The sequence below is a fragment of the Acinetobacter sp. M5A5_2a genome (assembly GCF_053345265.1).
In genome coordinates, this window is sequence record NZ_JBKEZV010000009.1 from 275,403 (window position 1) to 296,714 (window position 21,312).

Here is a 21,312-nt window from a genome sequence, read left to right on the forward strand (position 1 = left end):
CTCCTAACTTTAATGATAGCCTTCATCACCTACACGTACTTTGTCACGGAATACCCAGTAAGACACAATAGTGTAAGCAATAATGATTGGAATCAGAATGAGCGCACCGACTAAAGCAAACAGTTGGCTTGAATGTGGAGCTGCGGCTTGCCAGATGGTGACTGATGGCGGAATAATATAAGGCCACAAACTAATCACAAAACCTGTAAATGCAAGGAAAACGAGGGCTAGCGTATATATAAATGGTTTAAGGTCATGTTGCTGCTTTTTACACGCCGATAAAATCAGGCCAACAAACAATAAAACCAAAATAGGTACTGGGCTAAAATAGAACAGATTCGGTAAAGAGAACCAGCGATCTGCGATTTCAGGATGAGTCAACGGAGTATATAAACTCACTCCACCAAAAATAATGAGCAGTGCAATAATCAGCTTTGGCATAAGCTCATACATACGTTGCTGCAAGCCTTTTTCGGTTTTTAAAATAAGCCATCCACATCCTAAAGTGGCATACATGGCAACCACACCAATACCAGTAAAGAAGGTAAATGGTGTCAACCAATCAAGTGATCCGCCAGAAAAAATACCATTGGTGGTTTTAATGCCTTGAATATAGGCACCCAAGATGATGCCTTGAAGGAAGCTAGTTAAAACTGAACCCCAAATAAAAGCTAAATCCCAAAGGTATTTGGTGCGATGAGCTTTAAAGCGGAATTCAAATGCGACTCCACGGAAAATTAAGGCAATTACCATAAAAATAATAGGTAAATACAGTGCCGATAAAACCGTTGAGTAAACTAGTGGAAATGCAGCATATAGACCAGCTCCACCGAGTACCATCCATGTTTCGTTGCCATCCCAGACAGGGGCTACGGTATTCATCATCACGTCACGTTCTTGGCTGTTCTTAATGAAAGGGAACATGATCCCGATTCCTAAGTCAAAGCCATCCATGACGACATAAATCATGACACCTAAACCGATAATACCGACCCATATTAAAGAAAGATCAATCATGACGGTTCTCCCCAGAATTTTGTTTACTGTCAATGTTTTCATCGACAGCACTGAGTGGGCGCATTGGTGTTTTAAAGTGTCCAACACCGCCTGCTTCCATATTTGGCGTATCGATAAATACAGGGCCCTTATTAATCAGTTTTAATGTGTAGTAGATACCGCTACCAAAAACGATGGTATATACCACTACAAAAATAAAGAGGCTAATGCCGACTTGTTCTGCCGACACAGTATGAGATAAACCATCTTTAGTTCGTAGGATGCCATATACCACCCATGGTTGACGGCCGACTTCAGTAGTCACCCAACCTGCAAGCATGGCGATATAACCAGATGGCCCCATCACTAAAGCAAACTTATGGAACCATGAAGTTTCATAGAGTTTTCCACGCTTACGCAACCAAAGAGCAATTAAAGACAGCGTGACCATGAGTACGCCAAGCCCGACCATCACACGGAAGCTCCAGAAAACGATGGTTGAGTTTGGTCGATCTTCAGGTGCGAAATCTTTTAAACCTGTGACTTGGCCATCTAAACTGTGAGTTAAAATTAAACTGCCTAAATATGGAACACCCACTTCAAAATGGTTTCGTTCTTCTGTCATGTCTGGAATTGCAAAGAGTAACAGTGGCATAGGTTCATTGTGATTCGTTTCCCAATGACCTTCCATCGCTGCTAGTTTGGCTGGTTGATGCTCACGGGTATTTAAACCATGGTTATCACCAATTACGACTTGCAAACATGAAGTCACAAGTACCATCCAGAGACCCATCGAGAACGATTTTTTTACCAATTCATCACGACGGCCTTTCACTAAGTGCCATGCAGAAGTTCCTACGACTAATAAAGAAGAAACTAAAAAGGCTGCTGCACCCATGTGGGCAAAGCGGTAAGGGAAGGATGGGTTAAAGACAATTGCAAACCAGTCTTTTGGCACAATAATGCCATTTTCTATAGCGAAGCCTTGAGGGGTCTGCATCCAGCTATTGGATGATAAAATCCAGAACATGGAAATACAGGTACCAATCGCAACCATTAGTGTGGCAAAAAAGTGGGCTCTGGGACCGACACGTCCCCAACCAAATAACATAATGCCTAAGAAACCAGCTTCTAAAAAGAAGGCACTCAAGACTTCATAGGTAAGTAAAGGACCAGTAATACTTCCTGCAATACGAGAAAACTCACTCCAGTTGGTACCGAACTGATAACTCATGACCACGCCCGAGACCACACCCATACCAAAGGCAACGGCAAAGATCTTGATCCAGTATTTAAACAGATCTTTATAAATCGGGTTTTGGGTTCTTAACCACTTCCACTCTAAAACTGCTAAAAAGCAGGCAAGACCAATGGAGGTGGCTGGAAAAATAATATGAAAGGATACTGTGAAAGCAAATTGTATTCGTGCTAATTCTAAAGCGGTTAGACCGAGGCTCATATACATTCCCCCTGTGAACTAGCTGATGATGATTGATTGTGTTAAATACTTATTTTCAGGCAATAAAGTATTCTGACGATTGAACTTACTTCTGTGATAAATGTTCTTAGCAAGTAAAATGCCAGAAGGGCGAAGTAATATAATTGCTTGATATTTCAATAGAATAGACCGATTGATTGTTCTCAATCTGTTAACAAAGCTCATGCTTGATGTTGCATTTGTAAAAATGCATGTTGCATTGAAACATTGATGAAATATCTGACGATGAACCATAGATCGTTTCATGAAAACTACCTACCTTAAGAAGTTTTCTTAATCATGCACTCACTCATTTTGTATATGTAGATACAGAAATTTTTTATAAAACTATAACAGTCCGAAGTCGTTATTATGGGTGCTATAGTTTTTTTTCAATTATCTGTAGCTATATATCCATTCATCTAAAGTCCAAAATAAAAATGAACAAGATTTATGGCTAACCAAAATCAATCTTCAAAAATACCATGAATGCGACTTTGGGGTTACATATGAGCACAGGATAAATTTCTTCTTGTCTATTCCCTTGTTGTTTTGTATGAGGTCTGGTTGTTACGTAGGTTATTAAAGACCGTGGTTTAAGTGTAGCTCTTCTAAAATAGCTTGGATGTTAAAAAATGTTTATTACTTCTCAACTCAATATCCTAAATAAAATTATTAAAAATCAGGCTATTCCAGCACCTATAATGGCTCAATTAGAGCAGGCCTATGTTAATCTTGAAGCAACTTTATTAAGAGCAAAAGTCTTAAGAGACTTTTCTAAATCTCAAACTGTTTATTTAATTCAATCACATATTCATCCACATCAAAGCAGTTTGGCTTATCTATTTTCACCTTTTGTTTTTGCTAACCTCAATAAGCCAGCTATTTATACAACACCAGCGACAAAGTCCGTTCTTGCTATTCTCAATAAATATTATCAAGCCGAAAAGAAAGTTTTGTTTAAAGTAGATGAAGTTCTTGAAAGTCTAAAAATATATCTAGATTTAGAATTATCAGAGTTGAGTGAAGTTGGGTTTATTTATTTAAGCTTAATCAAAGCGCTGTGCCGAAGTGATATCTCCACAATTTTTTTAATTACGAATTTAGATATAGACCTAGAGCATTTAGAAGAGCTTGCGTTGTTTTTAAAAGTCAAAATTTATTGGATTAATCCTCAACAAAATACTGGTTTAAACGATCTAAATGATTTAGATATGCGTCAATTATTATTTAAAAATAAAGATGAAACCTATGTGAAATTGTGTGCCCAATTTGCCCAGCTAAATGCACAGCTTGTAGGCTTATGCGATACTTTCACCGCCTCTCAAATGACCCATTTAATTGATGATATGTTTTATTCGGAACATATTTTTGAGAAGTTATCTGTCTATTCAGAATATATGCAAACCTTATTACAAAGTCAGCATAGTCTTCAAAAGAAAGAGATCGCTTAATGTTGGTAGGCATTTTCTGGCGTTATATGAAGAATGAATACTGTTATAAAAAAATAATCGTTTTCATGTGAAATAAATATTTTATGGTAAAAGCAAAGCAATATTGGTTTTACATAAATGACAAATCTAAATTTTGAGCATCATCTCGGTTCATTAACTCACGCTGCACTTAGTCAGGCCTCAATCATTTCTCGGGTATGGGGTGAAGGGCCTTCTGAACGTTATGATGAATTGGCAAAAAATTTCAGACCAACTTTTGCCCGTATTAAAGAAGGGGCTTTAATCCGTGAGCAACTGCATATTTTGCCATATGAACAACTTCAGTGGCTCAAAGATATTGGTTTTACACGGTTACGACTTCCTAAAGCACATGGTGGCTTTGAGGCAACTATTCCTGAATTATTTGCATTGTTAATTGAACTTGCTGAAGCAGACTCAAATTTACCGCAAGCGTTGCGTGTGCACTTCGGTTTTACTGAAGATGTGCTGGTCAGCAAAAATAAAGAGTTTCAACAGCGCTGGTTAAGTCGGATTGCAAATGGTGAAACCGTTGGCAGTGCTTGGTCTGAAGGTGGGAAAGAATCAATCGACCAATTCGAAACTCATTTGTATCGGGATGCTGACGGAAAAATTCGAGTTAAAGGTCAAAAATACTACACCACAGGTAGCCTATATGCGGACTGGGTTGACGTTGGTGTAACAGATTTAAATGGGGAGTCTGGCTCAGTTGTTGTCCGCCGTGAAGATGAAGGCGTTGAAATTGTAGATGACTGGAATGGCTTTGGTCAGCAACTCACTGCAAGTGGCACGGCATATTTTCATGACGTATTGGTTAATGAAACCGAAATCTTACCTGATGATGACCGTTTTAAATATTCGGCTGCCTATTATCAACTTGTGCAACTGGCAATCATTACTGGTTTAGGACGAGCTGCGACCTATGAGGTTTCCCAAGCGGTGGCTAAACGTACTCGAAACTATACTCATGCGAATGCCCAATTTGTAAAACAGGATCCACAAATTTTACAAGTAGTTGGACAAATCCGTGGCGCTGCTTACAGTGCAGGAGCGATTGTTGAAAAAGTTGCACGCAGCTTACAGCGCGCTTACTTGGCAGCATTTCAAAATAATGAGCAGCTTGAAGAAGAACAGAATGCGCTTGCCGAACTTGAAAGTGCACAGTCTCAAACAGTTATTACCGATTTAATTTTAAATGCTTCTACAATTCTATTTGATGCATTAGGTGCGTCAGCAACAGACAAAGATTTAGGTCTAGATCGATACTGGCGTAATGTACGAACCTTATCTTCACATAACCCAAGAGTGTTTAAAAATCGGATTGTGGGTGATTTTAGTGTGAATGGAACATTACCGCCTTATCAGTGGCGAATTGGTAACGTAGCTAAACAATAATTTTAGATTTTAGATTTTAGATATTAAGCTGCTACTTTTAGCGGCTTAATATTATTTTTGTTTTTAAAATAATTTATAAAAATCTATTAGAATAAAATCATATTTTGTTTGGGGTTTATATTATAAAGAATAGATGAAAATTGTTTTAGTATGAAAGTAATTAAAATGTTGGTTGATATTTTATGACTAAGAAGATTAGTTTTAATGCTTTTGAAATGAATTGTATTGCACATCAATCTCCGGGATTATGGCGACATCCTCAAGATCGCTCTGTTGAATATAAAGATTTAGAATATTGGACAGATTTAGCACAAATTTTGGAACGCGGTTTTTTTGACGGTATTTTTATTGCAGATGTGCTGGGGATTTATGATGTTTACCATCAGAGTGCTGAACATGCCTTAACAGGTGCGGTACAAGTTCCGGTCAATGACCCTCTACAGATTGTGCCAGCGATGGCAGCAGTCACAAAGCACTTGGGTTTTGGTGTCACGACCTCTATTTCCTTTGAACATCCTTATCCTTTTGCTAGACGGATTAGCACGTTAGACCATTTAACCAAAGGACGAGTTGGTTGGAATATCGTGACGTCTTATTTGGAAAGTGGTTCGAAAAACTTGGGCCTAAAAACTCAGGTTAATCATGACAATCGTTATGATATTGCTGATGAATACTTAGAAGTTCTTTACAAACTTTGGGAAGGTTCTTGGGAAGAAGGTTCGGTACTTCGCGACCGTGAAAATGGCATCTTTGCTGACCATAAAAAAGTACATCCAATTCAGCACGAAGGTAAATATTTTACTGTACCGGGCATCCATATTTGTGAACCATCACCGCAGCGAACACCAGTACTCTACCAAGCAGGCGCATCTTCACGCGGGCAGAAGTTTGCTAGTCAAAATGCCGAGTGTGTATTTATTGCAGCGCCGTCTAAAATTGCCACTAAAAAAGTGGTACAGGGCATTCGCCAAAAATTGGCTCAAGAAGGCCGCGACCCGTACTCAGTTAAAATTTATGCACTTTTGTCGATTGTCACTGATGAAACCGATGCAAAAGCTCAGGCTAAGTTTAAAGAATATCAGAGCTATGGCAGCTATGATGGAGCTTTAACGTTGTTGTCTGGCTGGTCAGGTGTTGATTTTTCACAATATCAACCGACTGACAAAGTTGAATATATTCAAACTAACGCGATTCAATCTTTATTAGATTCTTATGTAAATGCAGATCCAGAGCGTGTTTGGACCATTGAAGAAATTGCAAATTGGAACAGCTTAGGTGGTAATGGGCCTGTGTTAGTGGGTTCGGCAGAAACAGTTTCAGATGCTCTACAGCAATGGGTTGAAGATACTGATATTGATGGCTTTAACCTTGCTTACATTTTGGCTCATCAAACCTTTGCCGATGTAGTTGAGTTTATTGTGCCAGAGTTGCAAAAACGAGGGGTATATCAAACCTCATATACACAAGGAACATTAAGAGAAAAATTATTTGGTGCAGGTCCTTATTTACCTGAAAATCACCGCGGTGCTAAATATCGTAATCTAAAGGAATTAAAACTTGCTGAAGCTAGTTAATGTTGTAAATAGTACTTAAATAAAGGCTGGTTAAATACCAGCTTTTATTTTGTCTTTTTATATCGGTTTTACTGCTGAGTTAATAATGAAAAGATAATTCTATAATTTAGATTAAAACATCAGATTAATTTGTTTTTGTATTATGTGAATAATCATTATTTTGTTTCTGTTATTAAAATTCAGGAATTATTAAGTGAGCACACAAGAACTCGATCATAACCACCGTTATGAAATTAAATCTCCCGATGATGTTTCACAATTAATTTCCAAATTTGCAGGGAAGGGTAAATCGAATAAAGTTATTTGGTTGGCACTGATTGGTGTGTTTATTGATGCCTATGATTTAACAACGCTGTCGTTTGGTATTGAGCAAGTTATCTCAGAGTTTTCTTTAAGTCCCGTTATGACTGGTGTGGTGGCTTCAGCAATTGTCTGTGGAACCATTGTTGGTAACCTGATTGGTGGTTGGCTAACTGATAAAATTGGCCGTTATCGAGTGTTTATGGCTGACATGGTGCTCTTTGTCATTGCGGCAATTGTCGCAGGCTTTGCACCAAATGTTTGGGTTTTAATTTTAGCCAGATTTATTATGGGAATTAGTGTCGGTATTGATCTGCCTGTCGCAATGTCCTACTTATCTGAATTTTCCAAATTTAACGGTAGTAGTAATAAAGCTGCCCGTTTAGCTGCATGGTGCCCAATGTGGTATGCGGCTTCTTCTGTCTGTTTTGGTCTGGTTTTAGCGCTTTATTTTCTTTTACCGCCTGAACATAGCAACTGGTTATGGCGAGCATCTTTAATTTTTGGAGCAGTACCTGCGCTACTCATTATTTTTATTCGCGGTAAATATTTAACCGAGTCACCAATCTGGCTTGCAAACCAAGGGGATTTAAAAGGTGCAGCTAAAGTTCTACAAGAGTCTTATGCAATTAATGCAGTCGCCACAGTCGAAAAAGTAGAAAGAACTGCTGAAAAGAAAAAGCGTGAGGGTTTTGCGGTTTTATTTAATAAAACTTATTTGCCAAGAACGATTGTGGCGATTGTGATTCATATTTCGGTGGCATTTCAGTACACCACCATTGCTTTCTTTTTACCTTCTATTTTGACACGGTTCTTTCATACAGATGTTTTGACGACCATTACCACCACACTTGGACTCAATTTATTGTTTGCATTTACGGGTGGACTATTAGGTGTGTTCGTCGCCAGCAGATTTAAATCTCGTCATGTGCTACTCACAGGTTTTTTACTTCAGTTTATTGCCCTCATTGCATTGGCATTGATTGGCGAGCCCGGTAACAGCTTTTTACTCTACACCGCCATTGGCATGCTCGGTTTATGGCTTTTTGCGGAAGGTTTTGGACCGGGTGCGCAAATGATGGTCTATCCAACAATGGCTTATCCAGCTTCAATTCGTGGCGTTGGTGTTGGCTTTAACCGTGCGGTAACTGGTGTTGCTCAGGCAATTGCTTTGTTTGTGTTGCCAATTTGGATGGCGGGTTATAAAACCGATGTTTACCTGATTATTTCTATCTTTGCGTTTATTCCTTTAATTGTGATTGGCCTACTTATTAAATTTGAGCCTACTGCCCAAGATGTCGATGTGATTGATGAAAACAGTCCAGAACTTCCACTTAATAATTCACCTGTAATTGATTAGTTAAATCTAAATTTTTAGATAAAAACAAAGGCCAACATCTGTTGGCCTTTGTTTTAAGAGTTAGAAGTAATAAGCAAAAATCACAAACGCTTTTTTATTCCATTTATCATTGGTTCCACCAGCCGCAAGGCCTTCACTATCTCCTAAGTATGGGTCATGTTTGCCAACTAGCAACTCGGCTTGTACTGTCAATTTTTGATAGTTAAACGCAATGCCGGGTATAAAACGGGTTGAGTCTTTAAAGCCATCTTGTTCTTTTTGATAAGAACTATAGTTTAGATAAGGGCGAACAGAGGTAATCGGGCCAAACTGCTGAGGAAATAAATAGCTCAGTTCGGCTGAATAAATCTGACCTTTGGTTGCCGAGTTAAATGAATAATCGAAACCACCCAAAGTTAGATGATCTTTATATTGGGTGTCGGCATTATCAATGTCTTGATAACCAGCCAAAAGCTGTAAATTCCATTGGTTATAATTGGTATTGCTAAAAACTGAATAGACTTGGCGGTCGCCATCTTGTCCTGAACGTTTGTTTTCAATGGTGGAATACCATGCAGAGGCACCAAGTTGGGTAGAGAAATTTTCTTGGCCTAGAACATTTTTAAAGGTGTGAGCGCCGCGAACAACAATGGAGTTCTTTTCTTTGGTATTGGTGCCTTGTGGTACTGAGTCATCAGCATTGACAGGGTTGATACTAAATCGGCTTGAGTCTTTGCTTTTACCTCTATAGGTGCCACCATCGGTAGGGTAAAAGGCGAGTTGTGCTTCATTGATTCCATCATTGAAGTCATATTTCACCCCTAGGTTGTGTACATCTTCCCAACCTGCACTATTGGCAATCCCTAAATAATAAGTATTTCCCCAAAAGCGACCTAAGCCAAAAGGAACGGGGTTTAAGCCAGCAATAATTTTACTGTTGTCATTAATTTTATAACCCATCCATGCATCGGTCAGCCAATTTGCATCGCCTAAACGCCCGTAATATTCATAAACCCGATAATCTAAACGGCCAATCCATTTCGGGGAGTTGTAGTCTAACCATAATACTGCGTCGTTAAAGGAAAATTTACTCGTAGAAGGTTCAGAGTCAAAATCATAAACATATTTAGCCCGAACAGTACCACTCACTTTAAGTTGGCCTTCTTCAGCATTACCAAAGGTAAGGGCTGCATGACTTGAGAGGCTGAATGTAATTAAAGTCGTCGCGATGAATATTTTTTTGAAAGTTTTGGGATGTTTAAACAAAAGATTCTTTCTCCTCTTAAAAAATAAAAATTAAATTTGCCTCATGTATAAACCAGAAAAAGATTTGTCCAAATCTCAATATTTGCAGAAGATTAAAGATAAAAAGATAATAAAATCTGTACTTTATATAAAAGAATGAAAATTAATTAGATGCAAAACTCTGGTTGCGATAAGCAAAAACAAAAATGATGAAATGAGTAGGATAAAATAATTACAGGGTGTATGTCAGGTGTTCATCATCATGTATTTTTTGAATATCGTTTTTAATTATTGATATATAAGTATTTTAATTTTACCTCTAACCTGTAAGTTTGTTTGATATTTGCTTTTTACTAAAAGATAAAAACTTATAAGGAAAAGTTATTTATAAAAACCTGATAAGCAACTCATATTTTTTTATTTTTCATTATAAAGGCGGCTGCATACCATGGGCTTATATTATTGAAAGATCATGAAATTATGAGCACAAAGACCAAACCGTTGATTATCACGGCAATTGTGGTTGTAGCAATTGTTGCATTTATCGTATGGCAAAATAAGAAAGACAATAATACAAGTGCTTCAGTTGGTGACAGCAAACCAGTCATCATTGCTTATCAAACAGGGGTTGACCCAAGCAAAGTAGCGCAAGCAAATGGGGAATATGAAAAGCATAGTCAACGTACCATTCAATGGAAAAAATTTGATGCGGGTTCAGACGTTGTAAACGCTCTGGCTTCAGGTGATGTTGTGCTTGGTAATATTGGCTCAAGTCCACTTGCTGCTGCGGCGAGCCGTGATTTACCGATCGAAGTATTTTTAATTACTTCAAAACTTGGTGCATCTGAAGCATTAGTCGTAAGTAATAAATCAGGCATTAAAACTCCTCAAGATTTAATTGGTAAAACCATTGCAGTACCTTTTGTTTCAACTACGCATTACAGCCTATTGTCTGCGCTTAAACATTGGAACATTCCAGAAGACAAAGTAAAAATTATTAACTTGCGACCACCTGAAATTTCAGCTGCTTGGGAACGTGGTGATATTGATGCTGCCTATGTATGGGAACCTGCTTTAAGTAAAGCCAAAGCATCTGGCACGGTTTTAACCGACTCAAAACAAGTCGGCGAATGGGGTGCTCCAACTTATGATTTATGGGTTGTACGTAAAGACTTTGCAGAGAAAAATCCTGATTTCCTAAAATCTTTTGTTAAAACCACACTTGAGCAACTCGAAAAATATAACCAAGACCCAGCTGCTTACGTTAAAAATGCCGATAACGTTGAGAAAATTGCTCAGTTAACAGGTTCTGATCCAAAAGATATCCCGCTTTTATTAAGTGGAAATATTTACCTTGACCACGCTCAGCAAAAACAAACCTTAGATGGCGAGTTTGCGCAAAATATCTTTGATACTGCGAAATTCTTAAAAGGTCAGGGTAAAGTCGACCAACTGAAAGCCGATTATAAAGGCAATGTGAACTCTTCATTTTTGCAGCCTTAAGGAGTTGTCATGAGTGTATTAGAAGCCAAACATATTCATCTGACTTTTCCTAAACAGCAAAAGCCAGTTTTACAAGACATTAACCTAACGATTGAAGAAGGTTCTTTAACTGTCATTTTAGGTGAGTCGGGTTGTGGCAAAACAACTTTACTTAATATCTTGGCTGGTTTTCAAAAGCCAAGTTCAGGCGATGTGCTTGTAAATCATGAAGTCGTAAATGGACCAGATGTAACCCGCGCTGTGGTGTTTCAGGATCATGCATTACTTCCTTGGTTGAATGTTGCAGATAATGTTGGCTTCGCTTTGCAGTTAAAAGGTTTAAAGCGTGCGGATATCGAAGCGCAAGTGAGCGCAATTTTAAAAATTGTGGGTTTAAGTCACGTTGAAAAAGCCAATATCTGGGAGCTTTCCGGTGGTATGAAACAACGTGTTGGTATTGCCAGAGCTTTGATTAGTCACGCGCCGTTTATTTTATTAGATGAACCTTTTGCTGCATTAGATGCTTTTACACGTGAAAACATGCAGCAGTTAGTGCTCGATTTATGGATTCAACAAAATAAAAGCTTCTTTTTAATTACACATGACATTGAAGAAGCATTATTGCTCAGCAATCAGTTAGTTCTGATGACAGCCCATCCAGGCAAAATTGTAGAAACTCTACATCTCGATTTTGCTAATCGATATCGTCAGGGCGAGTCTATTCGCTCAATTAAATCGGACCCTCAATTTATTCAGCTCAGAGAGCAGCTATTTGAAAGTTTAAGGGCACAAAAACAAAGCGGTAAGGAGGCGTTAACCACATGAGTACTAAAGATAACGTCTATGAATATGACAAAGCAGGGCTAAAACCTGAGCCAGATGTGCAAATAGAAAATCCTTCATTTTTATCGTCATTTTTTGAGAAACATCGAACTCTTGCGGTAAGTTTTATTAGTGTGGGAAGCGTTGTTGCGATTTGGTTTCTCATTACTGCTTTGCATGTTGTACCTGAACTGTTTTTACCTAGCCCACAGGCAGTATGGCAAAAATTTATAACGGTAAGCCAAGAAGGCTTTATGAAGGCAACCTTGTGGCAACACTTAGCAGCCAGTATCTCTCGTGTATTTTTAGCTCTGATTGCTGCTGTGGTGATTGGTGTTCCGCTGGGCTTGTGGATGGGGCTGAACAAATGGGTTCGCGCTGTTTTAGATCCTTTGGTTGAGTTATTACGCCCAATTCCACCGTTAGCTTATTTGCCATTACTCGTGATTTGGTTTGGTATTGGCGAAACCACAAAAGTACTTTTGATTTTCTTCTCGATTTTGGCGCCTGTCATTATTAGTAGTGCGCATGGTGTGTTGAGCCATCAGCTTAATCGTGAACGAGCTGCCTTGTCGCTAGGAGCAAGTCAGTCACAAGTATTTTGGCATGTCATTTTGCCAACGGCTTTACCTCATATTATTACCGGTATTCGTATTGGTCTTGGGGTGGGTTGGTCAACATTAGTTGCAGCAGAGTTGGTTGCAGCGGACCGCGGTATTGGGTTTATGGTGCAGTCGGCCGCACAGTTCTTAATTACCGATACGGTGATTCTGGGCATTATTGTGATTGCGATTGTCGCAGTTAGTTTTGAGCTGTTTTTACGTTGGTTACAAAAACAGTTTTCTCCTTGGTATGGTCAGCAGTTGTAGTAAAGAAGATGAATACAGTAGTAGCAAACTTAAATATTGAAGTGATCAAGCCTACCATTGGCGCAATTATTCACGATATTGATTTGAATGCGTTAAATGAAAAGACGACGCAACAAATCCAGCAGGCTTTGCTTGATCATCAGGTCATTTTTTTTCGAAAGCAACAATTAGCGCCTCAAGCACAAGCAGACTTGGCACGTAGTTTTGGCACCTTACATGTGCACCCGATTTATCCTTCAATTGAAGATGTACCAGAAGTCATGGTGCTCGACAGTTGGAAACAAGATTTGCGTGACAATGAACTTTGGCACACAGACGTGACTTTTAGCAAAAATCCACCATTGGGCTGTGTGTTGCAAGCCATTAAAATTCCACCTGTAGGTGGCGATACGTTATGGTCAAGTAATACAGCAGCTTTTAAAGGGCTTCCGCTTGAGTTACAGCAAAAATTACGTGGTTTAACGGCGACACATGATATTCGTAAGTCTTTTCCACTTGAGCGTTTTGCCCATAACGAAGAAGAGCGTGAAAAGCTTTTACAAACTTTTAAGCGTAATCCGCCAGTGGTTCACCCAGTTGTGCGTACCCATCCGGTTACAGGTGAGCCTTTGTTGTTTGTAAGCGAGGGTTTTACCACTCGAATTAATGAGTTGGCTGAACAAGAAAGCGAGCAGTTACTTAATTTCTTGTTTGAACATGCGACCCAAGAGCAGTTTCATTTGCGTTGGAAGTGGCAAGATGGTGATGTAGCGATTTGGGATAACCGTTGCACACAACATAAAGCATTATTTGATTATGGCGATGCTCATCGCATCATGCACCGCGCAACTATTAATGGCGATGAGCCATTTTATAAAAATGAACAACAGCCAGAGTTAGCCGAAGTTTAATTCTCTGGTTTTCAGCCGTTTCAATTCCAACGCAGCGTTTTGAGTTGGAATTGAAACAATAACTCTTTAGCGCATTCCAAATCCTGACAATATGCCTGTGTAATCTTTTACAGGAGGTGAGGCCCAATCACCAACTTTGCTGGTTTTTAAATTTAACTGGACTAACATTTCAGCTTGTTTAACTGCTGCTGCAACGCCATCGATAACAATCACTCCCAATTCGTTTTGTAGTTTTAGGCATAAATCACTCATACCTGCACAGCCCAAAACAATCGCATCGCTTTTATCTTCTGTGAGAGCTTTTTTGCACTCATCTCGTATGGTTCGATAAGCATCTGAGTCAGGAAGCTCTAACTCTTCAACTGCAATGTCACAAGCTCGAACATTTTTGCAAAATGGTGTAACCCCATAACGATGAGCCAGATGCCAGCTCATATTCACTGTCCGCTGTAATGTGGTAACTACACTAAACCCAGTACTCACATAACTTGCAGTTCGCATGGCTGCTTCAGCAATTCCAATTACAGGTGCTGAAGTAATTTCACGGGCAGCATAAAGCGCAGGGTCACCAAAACAGGCAATAATATAGGCATCTACATTTAGCTTTTCGCCTTGTCGGATTTCCTCCAGCACACCTACAGCACTTAATGCTTCATCATAATAACTTTCAATCGTTGCAGGGCCCATTTGAGGACTCACTGCAATAATTTGACTACCAGCCCCCGCGACTATCTTTGCTGATGCAGCAATTTTGTCTGTCATGCTTTGAGTGGTATTGGGGTTAATAATTTTAATTTTCATTGTACTTATACCTTGGTCATTACAGATTTAGCATGGGCAAGGGGTTGGTTAAGAAATCGGTAGATAATGAAACCAAATCCCATACCAATAAACCATGTGAAATTAGCCAGCGCAGACAATTGCGGTAAAAGCACGCATAAAACAGGAATTAATGAAGCTGGAATTAAGGCATAAAAAGCAGAACGGTTATAACCATTTTTGTACCAATACAAACCCTTAGGGTCTAAGGTATATAAGTCATCTACTACGATTTTTTGTTTTTTAACGAGGTAAAAATCAGCTAGCAATACGCCAAAAAGTGGGCCGATAAATGCACCTAAAATATCAATGGTGTAGTGAATCACTTGAGGGTTATTGAACAAATTCCATGGGGTGATGAAAATCGAACCTACTGCTGCAATCATTCCACCCATACGCCAGCTAATTTTGCTCGGTGAAACATTCGAAAAATCAAAGGCAGGCGAAACAAAGTTAGCGACAATATTAATCCCGATGGTCGCAATCATTAAGGTCAAGCTGCCTAAAATGACTACAAAAGTGTTATCCAATTTACCAACCATCTCGACAGGGTCGGTAATGAGTTTGCCGTAAACAGGTAGCGTTGCTGCAATACAAACCACGGTAAGTAAAGAAAAGCCTAAGAAATTAATAGGTAGTCCAAGAAAGTTGCCCATTTTAATGGCACTAAAACTTTTGCCGTAACGAGCGAAGTCGCCAAAGTTCAGCATGGGCCCTGAAAAATATGAAACAACAAGAGCAATAGCACCAATCATGACAGGTACAACCGCAAATCCGTCGTATTGAACACCACTCAAGTTTAAATCAATATTTTGCCATCCAGCTTTCCAGATGAGCCATACTGCCATGGCAAACATCACAACGTAGACCGCGGGGCCAGCCCAGTCTATGAACTTACGAATGCTGTCCATGCCAGACCAAAAAACAATAGCTTGTAGTAGCCAAAGTAGCATGAAGCCGATCCATCCTAAAAAGGACAGTCCAAGAAATCCATAATTTGAAACATCTGCATAGACTGACCACTCGGGAAAGAACTTTAAAATGACCAATAAGAATGCACTTGAGGCCAAATAGGTTTGAATGCCATACCATGCGACCGCAATCAGACCACGAATAACAGCAGGAATATTTGCACCAAGCACACCGAAAGTGGCACGACAAATAACAGGATAGGGAGTACCAGTTTGTTGGCTAGACTTGGCAATCAGATTTGTAAAAAACTGAACAATAGCAATACCGATGAGTAAAGATAAAAGTACCTGCCAGCTATTCAGCCCAAGTGCAAAAAGGCTTCCAGCCATAACATAACCGCCCACACTATGAACGTCAGACATCCAGAAGGCAAAAATATTATAAGCACCCCATTTTTGTTTTTTTAAAGGGGCTAAGTCTTGATTTGTCAATTTTGCATCATAAGAAGGTTTAATTATTGCTTCGCTATTATTCATCTTGAACGCTCACTTCCCTAAGATGGTGGGTACTTTCAGCAGCTTTGGACTTCTGTCTAAAAGAATGAAATTTTGATTGTGCACAATTTGATATTTTAATTGTGCACAATCAAAATTGAGCAAAAGTTATGCCAAATTCCGAAATCAAAGCTTGTAAGTTTTCCCGTTCAACTAATAGTTTGAGTATTTAGGGGTAAATTAATGAAAGTTGATCTGCTTAATCTGTTATAAAAAAATGAGTAAATTTAAAGGAATGGAAGAATCTTATAATGTTAAATCTTGAATAGATCTTCCAGCATAGATATTGTTCTTATGAGAGAAATATTTCCAACTGGTTAAGTTGGACTACACTGCTCAAATTAAATGATGTTTTAAAAAAGAGGGGGCGTTAATAAAAATGGAGAAATCAATGCCATCGAATGCACCAAAAAAAGCCGTAGAAATGAGCAATGATGAAATTGATGACCATATATATAACGCTATTGTCGATGCAATTTTAAATAGGCAACTTACATCTGGAGCACGCTTGGTTGAAGCGCCATTATGCGAGGCATTTGGTGTGACTAGAGGAGTGTTAAGACGCGTTTTTGTTAAACTAGCCCATGATAGAGTCATCGAAATTCAGCCCAATCGTGGAGCACTCATAGCAAAACATAGCCTTGATGAAACAAAAGAGGTCTTTGAAGCACGCAGCATGCTTGAAATTGCTACTGTGAAAAAACTAACACAAAAGTCTCAAAGCTTAGATTTTAGTGAGCTTAGAGCTTTAGTCGATCAAGAGTCTCATGAGCGTTTAGCTGGGAATTGGGCCGAGTGGATTAAGCTATCAGGTAAATTTCATTTAAAGCTTGTTGAAGCTAATCAGAACAGTATCATGACCAATTATTTACAGACTTTAATTGCAAGAACATCATTATTAATTGGTTTGTATGAAATTCCAAAACATAATAATTGTTCGGCAGATGAACATCGCGCGATTTTAGATGCAATTGAGCAGGGTGATGAAAAACGAGCCACTCAACTGATGGAAGAACATTTAGAACACTACGCGACGACATTTATTGAAGAAAACAGCACAACTTCAGCAGAACAAAATTTATTAAATTTATTTAAAAATAAGAAGATTGAAGCTACTCAAACAAACTAAAAAAGTGGGCCAATTCTTATGGAAAAGGCCCAGACCACTTATTTTATAGGGGCGATTTGATGCGTTAAAAAATCAATAAATAGTTTTACTTTCTTCGATAAAATTTTACGGTTTGGCCATGTCACATATAAATGAAGTGGCTGACTGGTGTAGTCCTCCAAACATTTCTGTAATTTACCTTCTTTGTAGTAAGGCTCTGCAATAAACTCTGGAAGAAAGACAATACCGTGATCTTTTAGGCACATATCTAATAATAATTCACCATTATTACAGGTCATCACAGGGAAACAATTAAAGGACACTTCTTTTTGATCTTTTTGGAAAATCAACTTCTTATGACGGCTATCTTGATAATAAATTAAAAATTTATGATCTTTGAGTTCCTCTAAAGAGGCGGGTAATTCATGCTGATTAAAATACTCAGGTGTTGCATATAAATATCGTTGATAGGTATTTAATATTTTACTATTTGCCAAATTTGGAGGAGAACCATCTACACGAATTGTTAAATCAAATTTATTATTATTCATGTCTAATAATTGATCGGTCATGAACAAATCAATTTTGATACTAGGGTATTTTTCAATAAAATCTGAAATTATATTTTGAAGAAAAATATTGCTAAAAGACATGGGGGTATTGAGCTTGAGTTCTCCTTCAGGGTATTGCTGATTATAGCTAATTTCATAGGCAGCCCATTCAAACTCACTTAAAATGACTTTGCTATGTTGATAAAACTTTTCCCCACAAGAGGTGAGGTTCATCTGTCTTGTAGTTCTGGTTAATAGTGTAGTTTTTAGGTCATTTTCGAGGTAGCAAACGCGTTTGGCAACCAAGTCACGAGAAATATCGAGTGCTCTGGCTGCACTACTAAAATTACCATGTTCTACGACACTTACAAAAGTGGAAATACAGTCTAATCGATCCATGGATAAGCGAAAGTAAAAAAATATATATCAATGATTAAACTATAAAAATTAAAAAGCAATCATTGTTTTTATTGTATTCGTGCAGGATACAGATTCGTGCTGATTTGCTGTCTATGCTTTTACATTTTTATCTGTTTTGATAGTGGCCAGTAAGCAATTTCAATGCATTACTCATAAGGAATAATGGAGTTTACCCATGAATAAATCACTTTTAGAACAACTATCACCAACGAATTGTCAGGTTATTTTTATTGATCACCAGCCACAAATGGCTTTTGGGGTACAGTCAATAGACCGCCAAGTATTGAAAAATAATACGGTAGGTCTTGCAAAGGCAGCTAAAACTTTCAATATTCCTGTCACCATTACTACGGTTGAAACTGAAAGCTTCTCGGGTCATACCTATCCTGAGCTTTTAGATGTATTTCCTGATGCTCCATTATTAGAACGTACTTCAATGAATTCATGGGATGACCAAAAAGTACGTGATTCACTTGCAAAAAATAATCGTAAGAAAGTGATTGTTTCGGGTTTGTGGACTGAAGTGTGCAATAACACCTTTGCTTTTGGTGCCATGCTCGAAGGCGATTATGAAATTTATATGGTTGCAGATGCTTCTGGTGGTACATCGAAAGAAGCGCACGATTACTCTATGCAGCGCATGATTCAAGCAGGTGTCGTTCCTGTAACTTGGCAACAAGTATTACTTGAATGGCAACGTGATTGGGCACACCGTGATACTTATGATGCAGTCATGGCAATTGTACGTGAGCATTCTGGTGCTTATGGTATGGGCGTGGACTATGCTTATACAATGGTTCATAAGGCACCTGAACGTACCACGTCAAAACACGAAGTACTTGCACCCGTTCCTGCAAAATAAGAAATAGTTGAGTTAAGGGTATTTCGATATTTAAGTTGATTTATTCGATTTTTGACTATATTTGATAAGTGGAAAAGTCATCTGCAACTGTTCGAGGCAGGACAAAATCTGAAAAAGATTGTAATTGAACGAGTTTTGCAGATGGCAGTGGTTTTGGTTACTTTTCCCGAAAGAAAAGTAATAGAATTAACTACTTTTATTGAATGTAAAAACGGTCAGACTCCGTCGTGTAAAATCAAAAGAATAATGAAATATATATGTTGCTATACCTTTATTTTTTAGAACGATAATTCACAAGAATGGAGTTCAGAATGACCGAAATAAACCTCATACTCAAAAACGGTAAAATCACCACACTAGATCCTAAAAATCCAGAAGTACAAGCAATTGCCATAGCAGATGGTAAAGTCGTACGCACCGGCACAAATGATGAGATCATGAAGCTGGCATCAGCGACGAGCAAAGTTGTAGATTTAAATGGTCGTCGCGTTATACCGGGTCTAAATGACAGTCATCTACATATTATTCGTGGTGGCCTGAACTACAATATGGAACTGCGCTGGGAAGGTGTGCCATCTGTAGCGGATGCACTACGCTTACTCAAGGAACAAGCCGATAATACACCAGCTCCTCAATGGGTACGTGTGGTTGGTGGTTGGACTGAATTCCAGTTTGCCGAAAAGCGTTTACCGACTTTAGAAGAAATTAATAAAGCCGCTCCTGATACTCCAGTATTTGTTTTACATTTATATGCTAGCGCCTTGTTGAACCGAGCTGCGCTTGATGTATTGGGCTTTAATAAAGACACACCAGACCCACCCGGCGGCAAGATTGTACGAGATGAAAAGGGTGAGCCAACAGGACTATTGCTCGCAACGCCGTCAGCTATGATTTTATATTCGACCTTGGGCAAAGCACCGAAATTACCAGTTGAAGATCAAGTCAATTCAACTCGTCATTTCATGCGTGAACTCAATCGATTAGGTATTACTTCTGCAATCGATGCGGGTGGCGGTGGGCAAAATTATCCTGAAGATTATGATGTGATTAAGCAATTGCATGACCAAAATCAAATGACGGTGCGAATTGCTTACAACTTATTTGCTCAAAAGGCAGGTCAGGAGCTTGATGATTATCGTCGCTGGACAGAAATGACATTCCCAGGCGATGGTGATGAACTATTTAGAATGAATGGAGCGGGTGAGAACCTGACTTGGTCGGCGGGAGACTTTGAAGATTTCTATGAGCCGCGTCCAGATTTACCAGAAAAAATGGAAGGTGAACTCGAAGCCATTGTAGAGCATTTATCTGAAAAGAAATGGCCATTCCGTATTCATGCAACCTATGATGAAAGTATTAATCGCTTGCTCAATGTGTTTGAAAAAGTAAATTCAAAACAGCCATTTGCAACTCGATTTATTATTGACCATGCCGAAACCGTATCTGAACGTAATATTGAGCGTATTGGTACGTTGGGCGGTGGTATCGCCATTCAACACCGTATGGCATATCAAGGTGAGATTTTCGTAAAACGCTATGGAGCTGAAGCTGCTCAAGCAACGCCACCAGTTAAGAAAATGCTAGAACTAGGTGTTCCTGTCGGAGCTGGCACTGATGCAACACGTGTTGCTTCTTATAACCCTTGGGTGTGTTTATATTGGTTGAGCACAGGTAAAACTGTTGGTGGTTTACCTTTATATGATGAAAAAAATCTATTAGATCGTCAAACAGCACTTATGCTCTGGACCAAAGGTTCTGCATGGTTTTCAGGTGAAAAAGATGTCAAAGGTTCACTAACAGCAGGGGAACTTGCTGACTTGGTCGTGCTGTCTGATGACTACTTCAAAGTTGAGGCAGATGATATTCAGTGGATTGAGTCTGTGCTCACTGTTTTAGGTGGCAAAGTGGTATATGCCGGAGCAGAGTTTAAGCAAGATGATCCTCCATTACCACCAGCATCACCAACATGGTCACCAGTAAAACGTTTTGGTGGGCAATGGCGGTTATCTGAAAACCGTAATGCACCTTCAAATCAGTCTTTACAGTCAGAAAGCGCGCTATGTGCATGTACGAGCAGTTGCGGTATGCATGGACATAGCCACTCATGGATGCTTGATGTTCCTGTAAATGATAAAGATAAAAAATCTTTCTGGGGCGCACTGGGTTGTTCGTGTTTTGCATTTTAAATAAAACAGTATGGGAACCTGCTGCTTTAAATGGCTTGG

The 21,312-nt window shown here is 38.9% G+C and carries 17 protein-coding genes; 11 read left to right on the plus strand and 6 right to left on the minus strand.

The genetic code is table 11. The annotated features are described in order from the left end of the window. Window positions 1–9 precede the first annotated feature (9 nt). Complete coding sequence (gene cydB, locus ACLBWE_RS13435) at window positions 10–1,017, minus strand: cytochrome d ubiquinol oxidase subunit II (protein ID WP_003651254.1); 1,008 nt, start codon at window positions 1,015–1,017, stop codon at window positions 10–12. Then, window positions 1,010–2,455, minus strand: a complete 1,446-nt coding sequence (locus ACLBWE_RS13440; protein ID WP_017390474.1) for a cytochrome ubiquinol oxidase subunit I — start codon at window positions 2,453–2,455, stop codon at window positions 1,010–1,012. Before ACLBWE_RS13440 ends, cydB begins: the two co-directional genes overlap by 8 nt. A gap of 653 nt (window positions 2,456–3,108) precedes the next feature. On the opposite strand from ACLBWE_RS13440, the gene ACLBWE_RS13445 reads away from it, so the two are divergent. The 4 genes from ACLBWE_RS13445 (at window position 3,109) to ACLBWE_RS13460 (ending at window position 8,574) form a co-directional block, all read left to right on the plus strand. Then, window positions 3,109–3,927 carry a hypothetical protein gene (locus ACLBWE_RS13445; protein WP_447603452.1) on the plus strand — a complete coding sequence of 273 codons (819 nt, stop codon included), beginning with the start codon at window positions 3,109–3,111 and terminating at the stop codon, window positions 3,925–3,927. A gap of 117 nt (window positions 3,928–4,044) precedes the next feature. Then, window positions 4,045–5,340 (plus strand): acyl-CoA dehydrogenase family protein, encoded by a 1,296-nt coding sequence (locus tag ACLBWE_RS13450; protein WP_447603454.1) that lies wholly within the window; start codon window positions 4,045–4,047, stop codon window positions 5,338–5,340. Between the two features lie 182 nt (window positions 5,341–5,522). After that, window positions 5,523–6,914 carry an LLM class flavin-dependent oxidoreductase gene (locus ACLBWE_RS13455; protein WP_447603456.1) on the plus strand — a complete coding sequence of 464 codons (1,392 nt, stop codon included), beginning with the start codon at window positions 5,523–5,525 and terminating at the stop codon, window positions 6,912–6,914. A gap of 193 nt (window positions 6,915–7,107) precedes the next feature. Next, window positions 7,108–8,574, plus strand: a complete 1,467-nt coding sequence (locus ACLBWE_RS13460) for an MFS transporter (protein WP_005041326.1) — start codon at window positions 7,108–7,110, stop codon at window positions 8,572–8,574. 60 nt (window positions 8,575–8,634) lie between these two features. On the opposite strand, the gene ACLBWE_RS13465 is transcribed toward ACLBWE_RS13460, so the two are convergent. After that, window positions 8,635–9,819 carry a hypothetical protein gene (locus tag ACLBWE_RS13465; protein WP_447603459.1) on the minus strand — a complete coding sequence of 395 codons (1,185 nt, stop codon included), beginning with the start codon at window positions 9,817–9,819 and terminating at the stop codon, window positions 8,635–8,637. A 441-nt stretch (window positions 9,820–10,260) separates the two neighbouring features. Between ACLBWE_RS13465 and tauA the strand changes: the two genes are divergently transcribed. The 4 genes from tauA to tauD are packed head-to-tail and all read left to right on the plus strand — an operon-like array spanning window position 10,261 to window position 13,861. Further along, on the plus strand, window positions 10,261–11,301 hold the full coding sequence (tauA, locus tag ACLBWE_RS13470) for a taurine ABC transporter substrate-binding protein (RefSeq protein WP_447603461.1): 1,041 nt from the start codon (window positions 10,261–10,263) through the stop codon (window positions 11,299–11,301). A 9-nt stretch (window positions 11,302–11,310) separates the two neighbouring features. Next, entirely contained in the window at window positions 11,311–12,105 is a 795-nt protein-coding gene (locus ACLBWE_RS13475) for a taurine ABC transporter ATP-binding protein (RefSeq protein ID WP_151745133.1), read from the plus strand. Next, window positions 12,102–12,971, plus strand: coding sequence for a taurine ABC transporter permease TauC (tauC, locus tag ACLBWE_RS13480; RefSeq protein WP_447603463.1), 870 nt, complete (start codon window positions 12,102–12,104; stop codon window positions 12,969–12,971). The genes ACLBWE_RS13475 and tauC overlap by 4 nt, the downstream gene beginning before the upstream one ends. An 8-nt stretch (window positions 12,972–12,979) precedes the next feature. Beyond that, the gene (gene tauD, locus ACLBWE_RS13485; protein WP_447603465.1) at window positions 12,980–13,861 is read left to right on the plus strand and encodes a taurine dioxygenase; all 882 of its coding nucleotides are present in this window, start codon (window positions 12,980–12,982) and stop codon (window positions 13,859–13,861) included. 66 nt (window positions 13,862–13,927) lie between these two features. On the opposite strand, the gene ACLBWE_RS13490 is transcribed toward tauD, so the two are convergent. Then, complete coding sequence (locus tag ACLBWE_RS13490) at window positions 13,928–14,662, minus strand: aspartate/glutamate racemase family protein (RefSeq protein WP_447603467.1); 735 nt, start codon at window positions 14,660–14,662, stop codon at window positions 13,928–13,930. A gap of 5 nt (window positions 14,663–14,667) precedes the next feature. Further along, the gene (locus ACLBWE_RS13495) at window positions 14,668–16,128 is read right to left on the minus strand and encodes an NCS1 family nucleobase:cation symporter-1 (RefSeq protein WP_447603469.1); all 1,461 of its coding nucleotides are present in this window, start codon (window positions 16,126–16,128) and stop codon (window positions 14,668–14,670) included. A 397-nt stretch (window positions 16,129–16,525) separates the two neighbouring features. On the opposite strand from ACLBWE_RS13495, the gene ACLBWE_RS13500 reads away from it, so the two are divergent. Continuing rightward, window positions 16,526–17,275, plus strand: a complete 750-nt coding sequence (locus ACLBWE_RS13500) for a GntR family transcriptional regulator (protein WP_447603471.1) — start codon at window positions 16,526–16,528, stop codon at window positions 17,273–17,275. Between the two features lie 38 nt (window positions 17,276–17,313). Here the strand turns inward: ACLBWE_RS13500 and ACLBWE_RS13505 are convergent, their stop codons facing one another. Next, window positions 17,314–18,204, minus strand: a complete 891-nt coding sequence (locus ACLBWE_RS13505; protein ID WP_447603473.1) for a LysR substrate-binding domain-containing protein — start codon at window positions 18,202–18,204, stop codon at window positions 17,314–17,316. A gap of 196 nt (window positions 18,205–18,400) precedes the next feature. Here ACLBWE_RS13505 and ACLBWE_RS13510 point away from each other — a divergent pair, with 196 nt between their 5' ends. Further along, on the plus strand, window positions 18,401–19,087 hold the full coding sequence (locus tag ACLBWE_RS13510; RefSeq protein ID WP_003651277.1) for a hydrolase: 687 nt from the start codon (window positions 18,401–18,403) through the stop codon (window positions 19,085–19,087). Window positions 19,088–19,398: 311 nt separating this feature from the next. Further along, a complete protein-coding gene (locus ACLBWE_RS13515) occupies window positions 19,399–21,273 on the plus strand; it encodes an amidohydrolase (protein WP_447603476.1) in 1,875 nt (624 codons plus the stop codon). The last annotated feature ends 39 nt before the right edge of the window (window positions 21,274–21,312 follow it).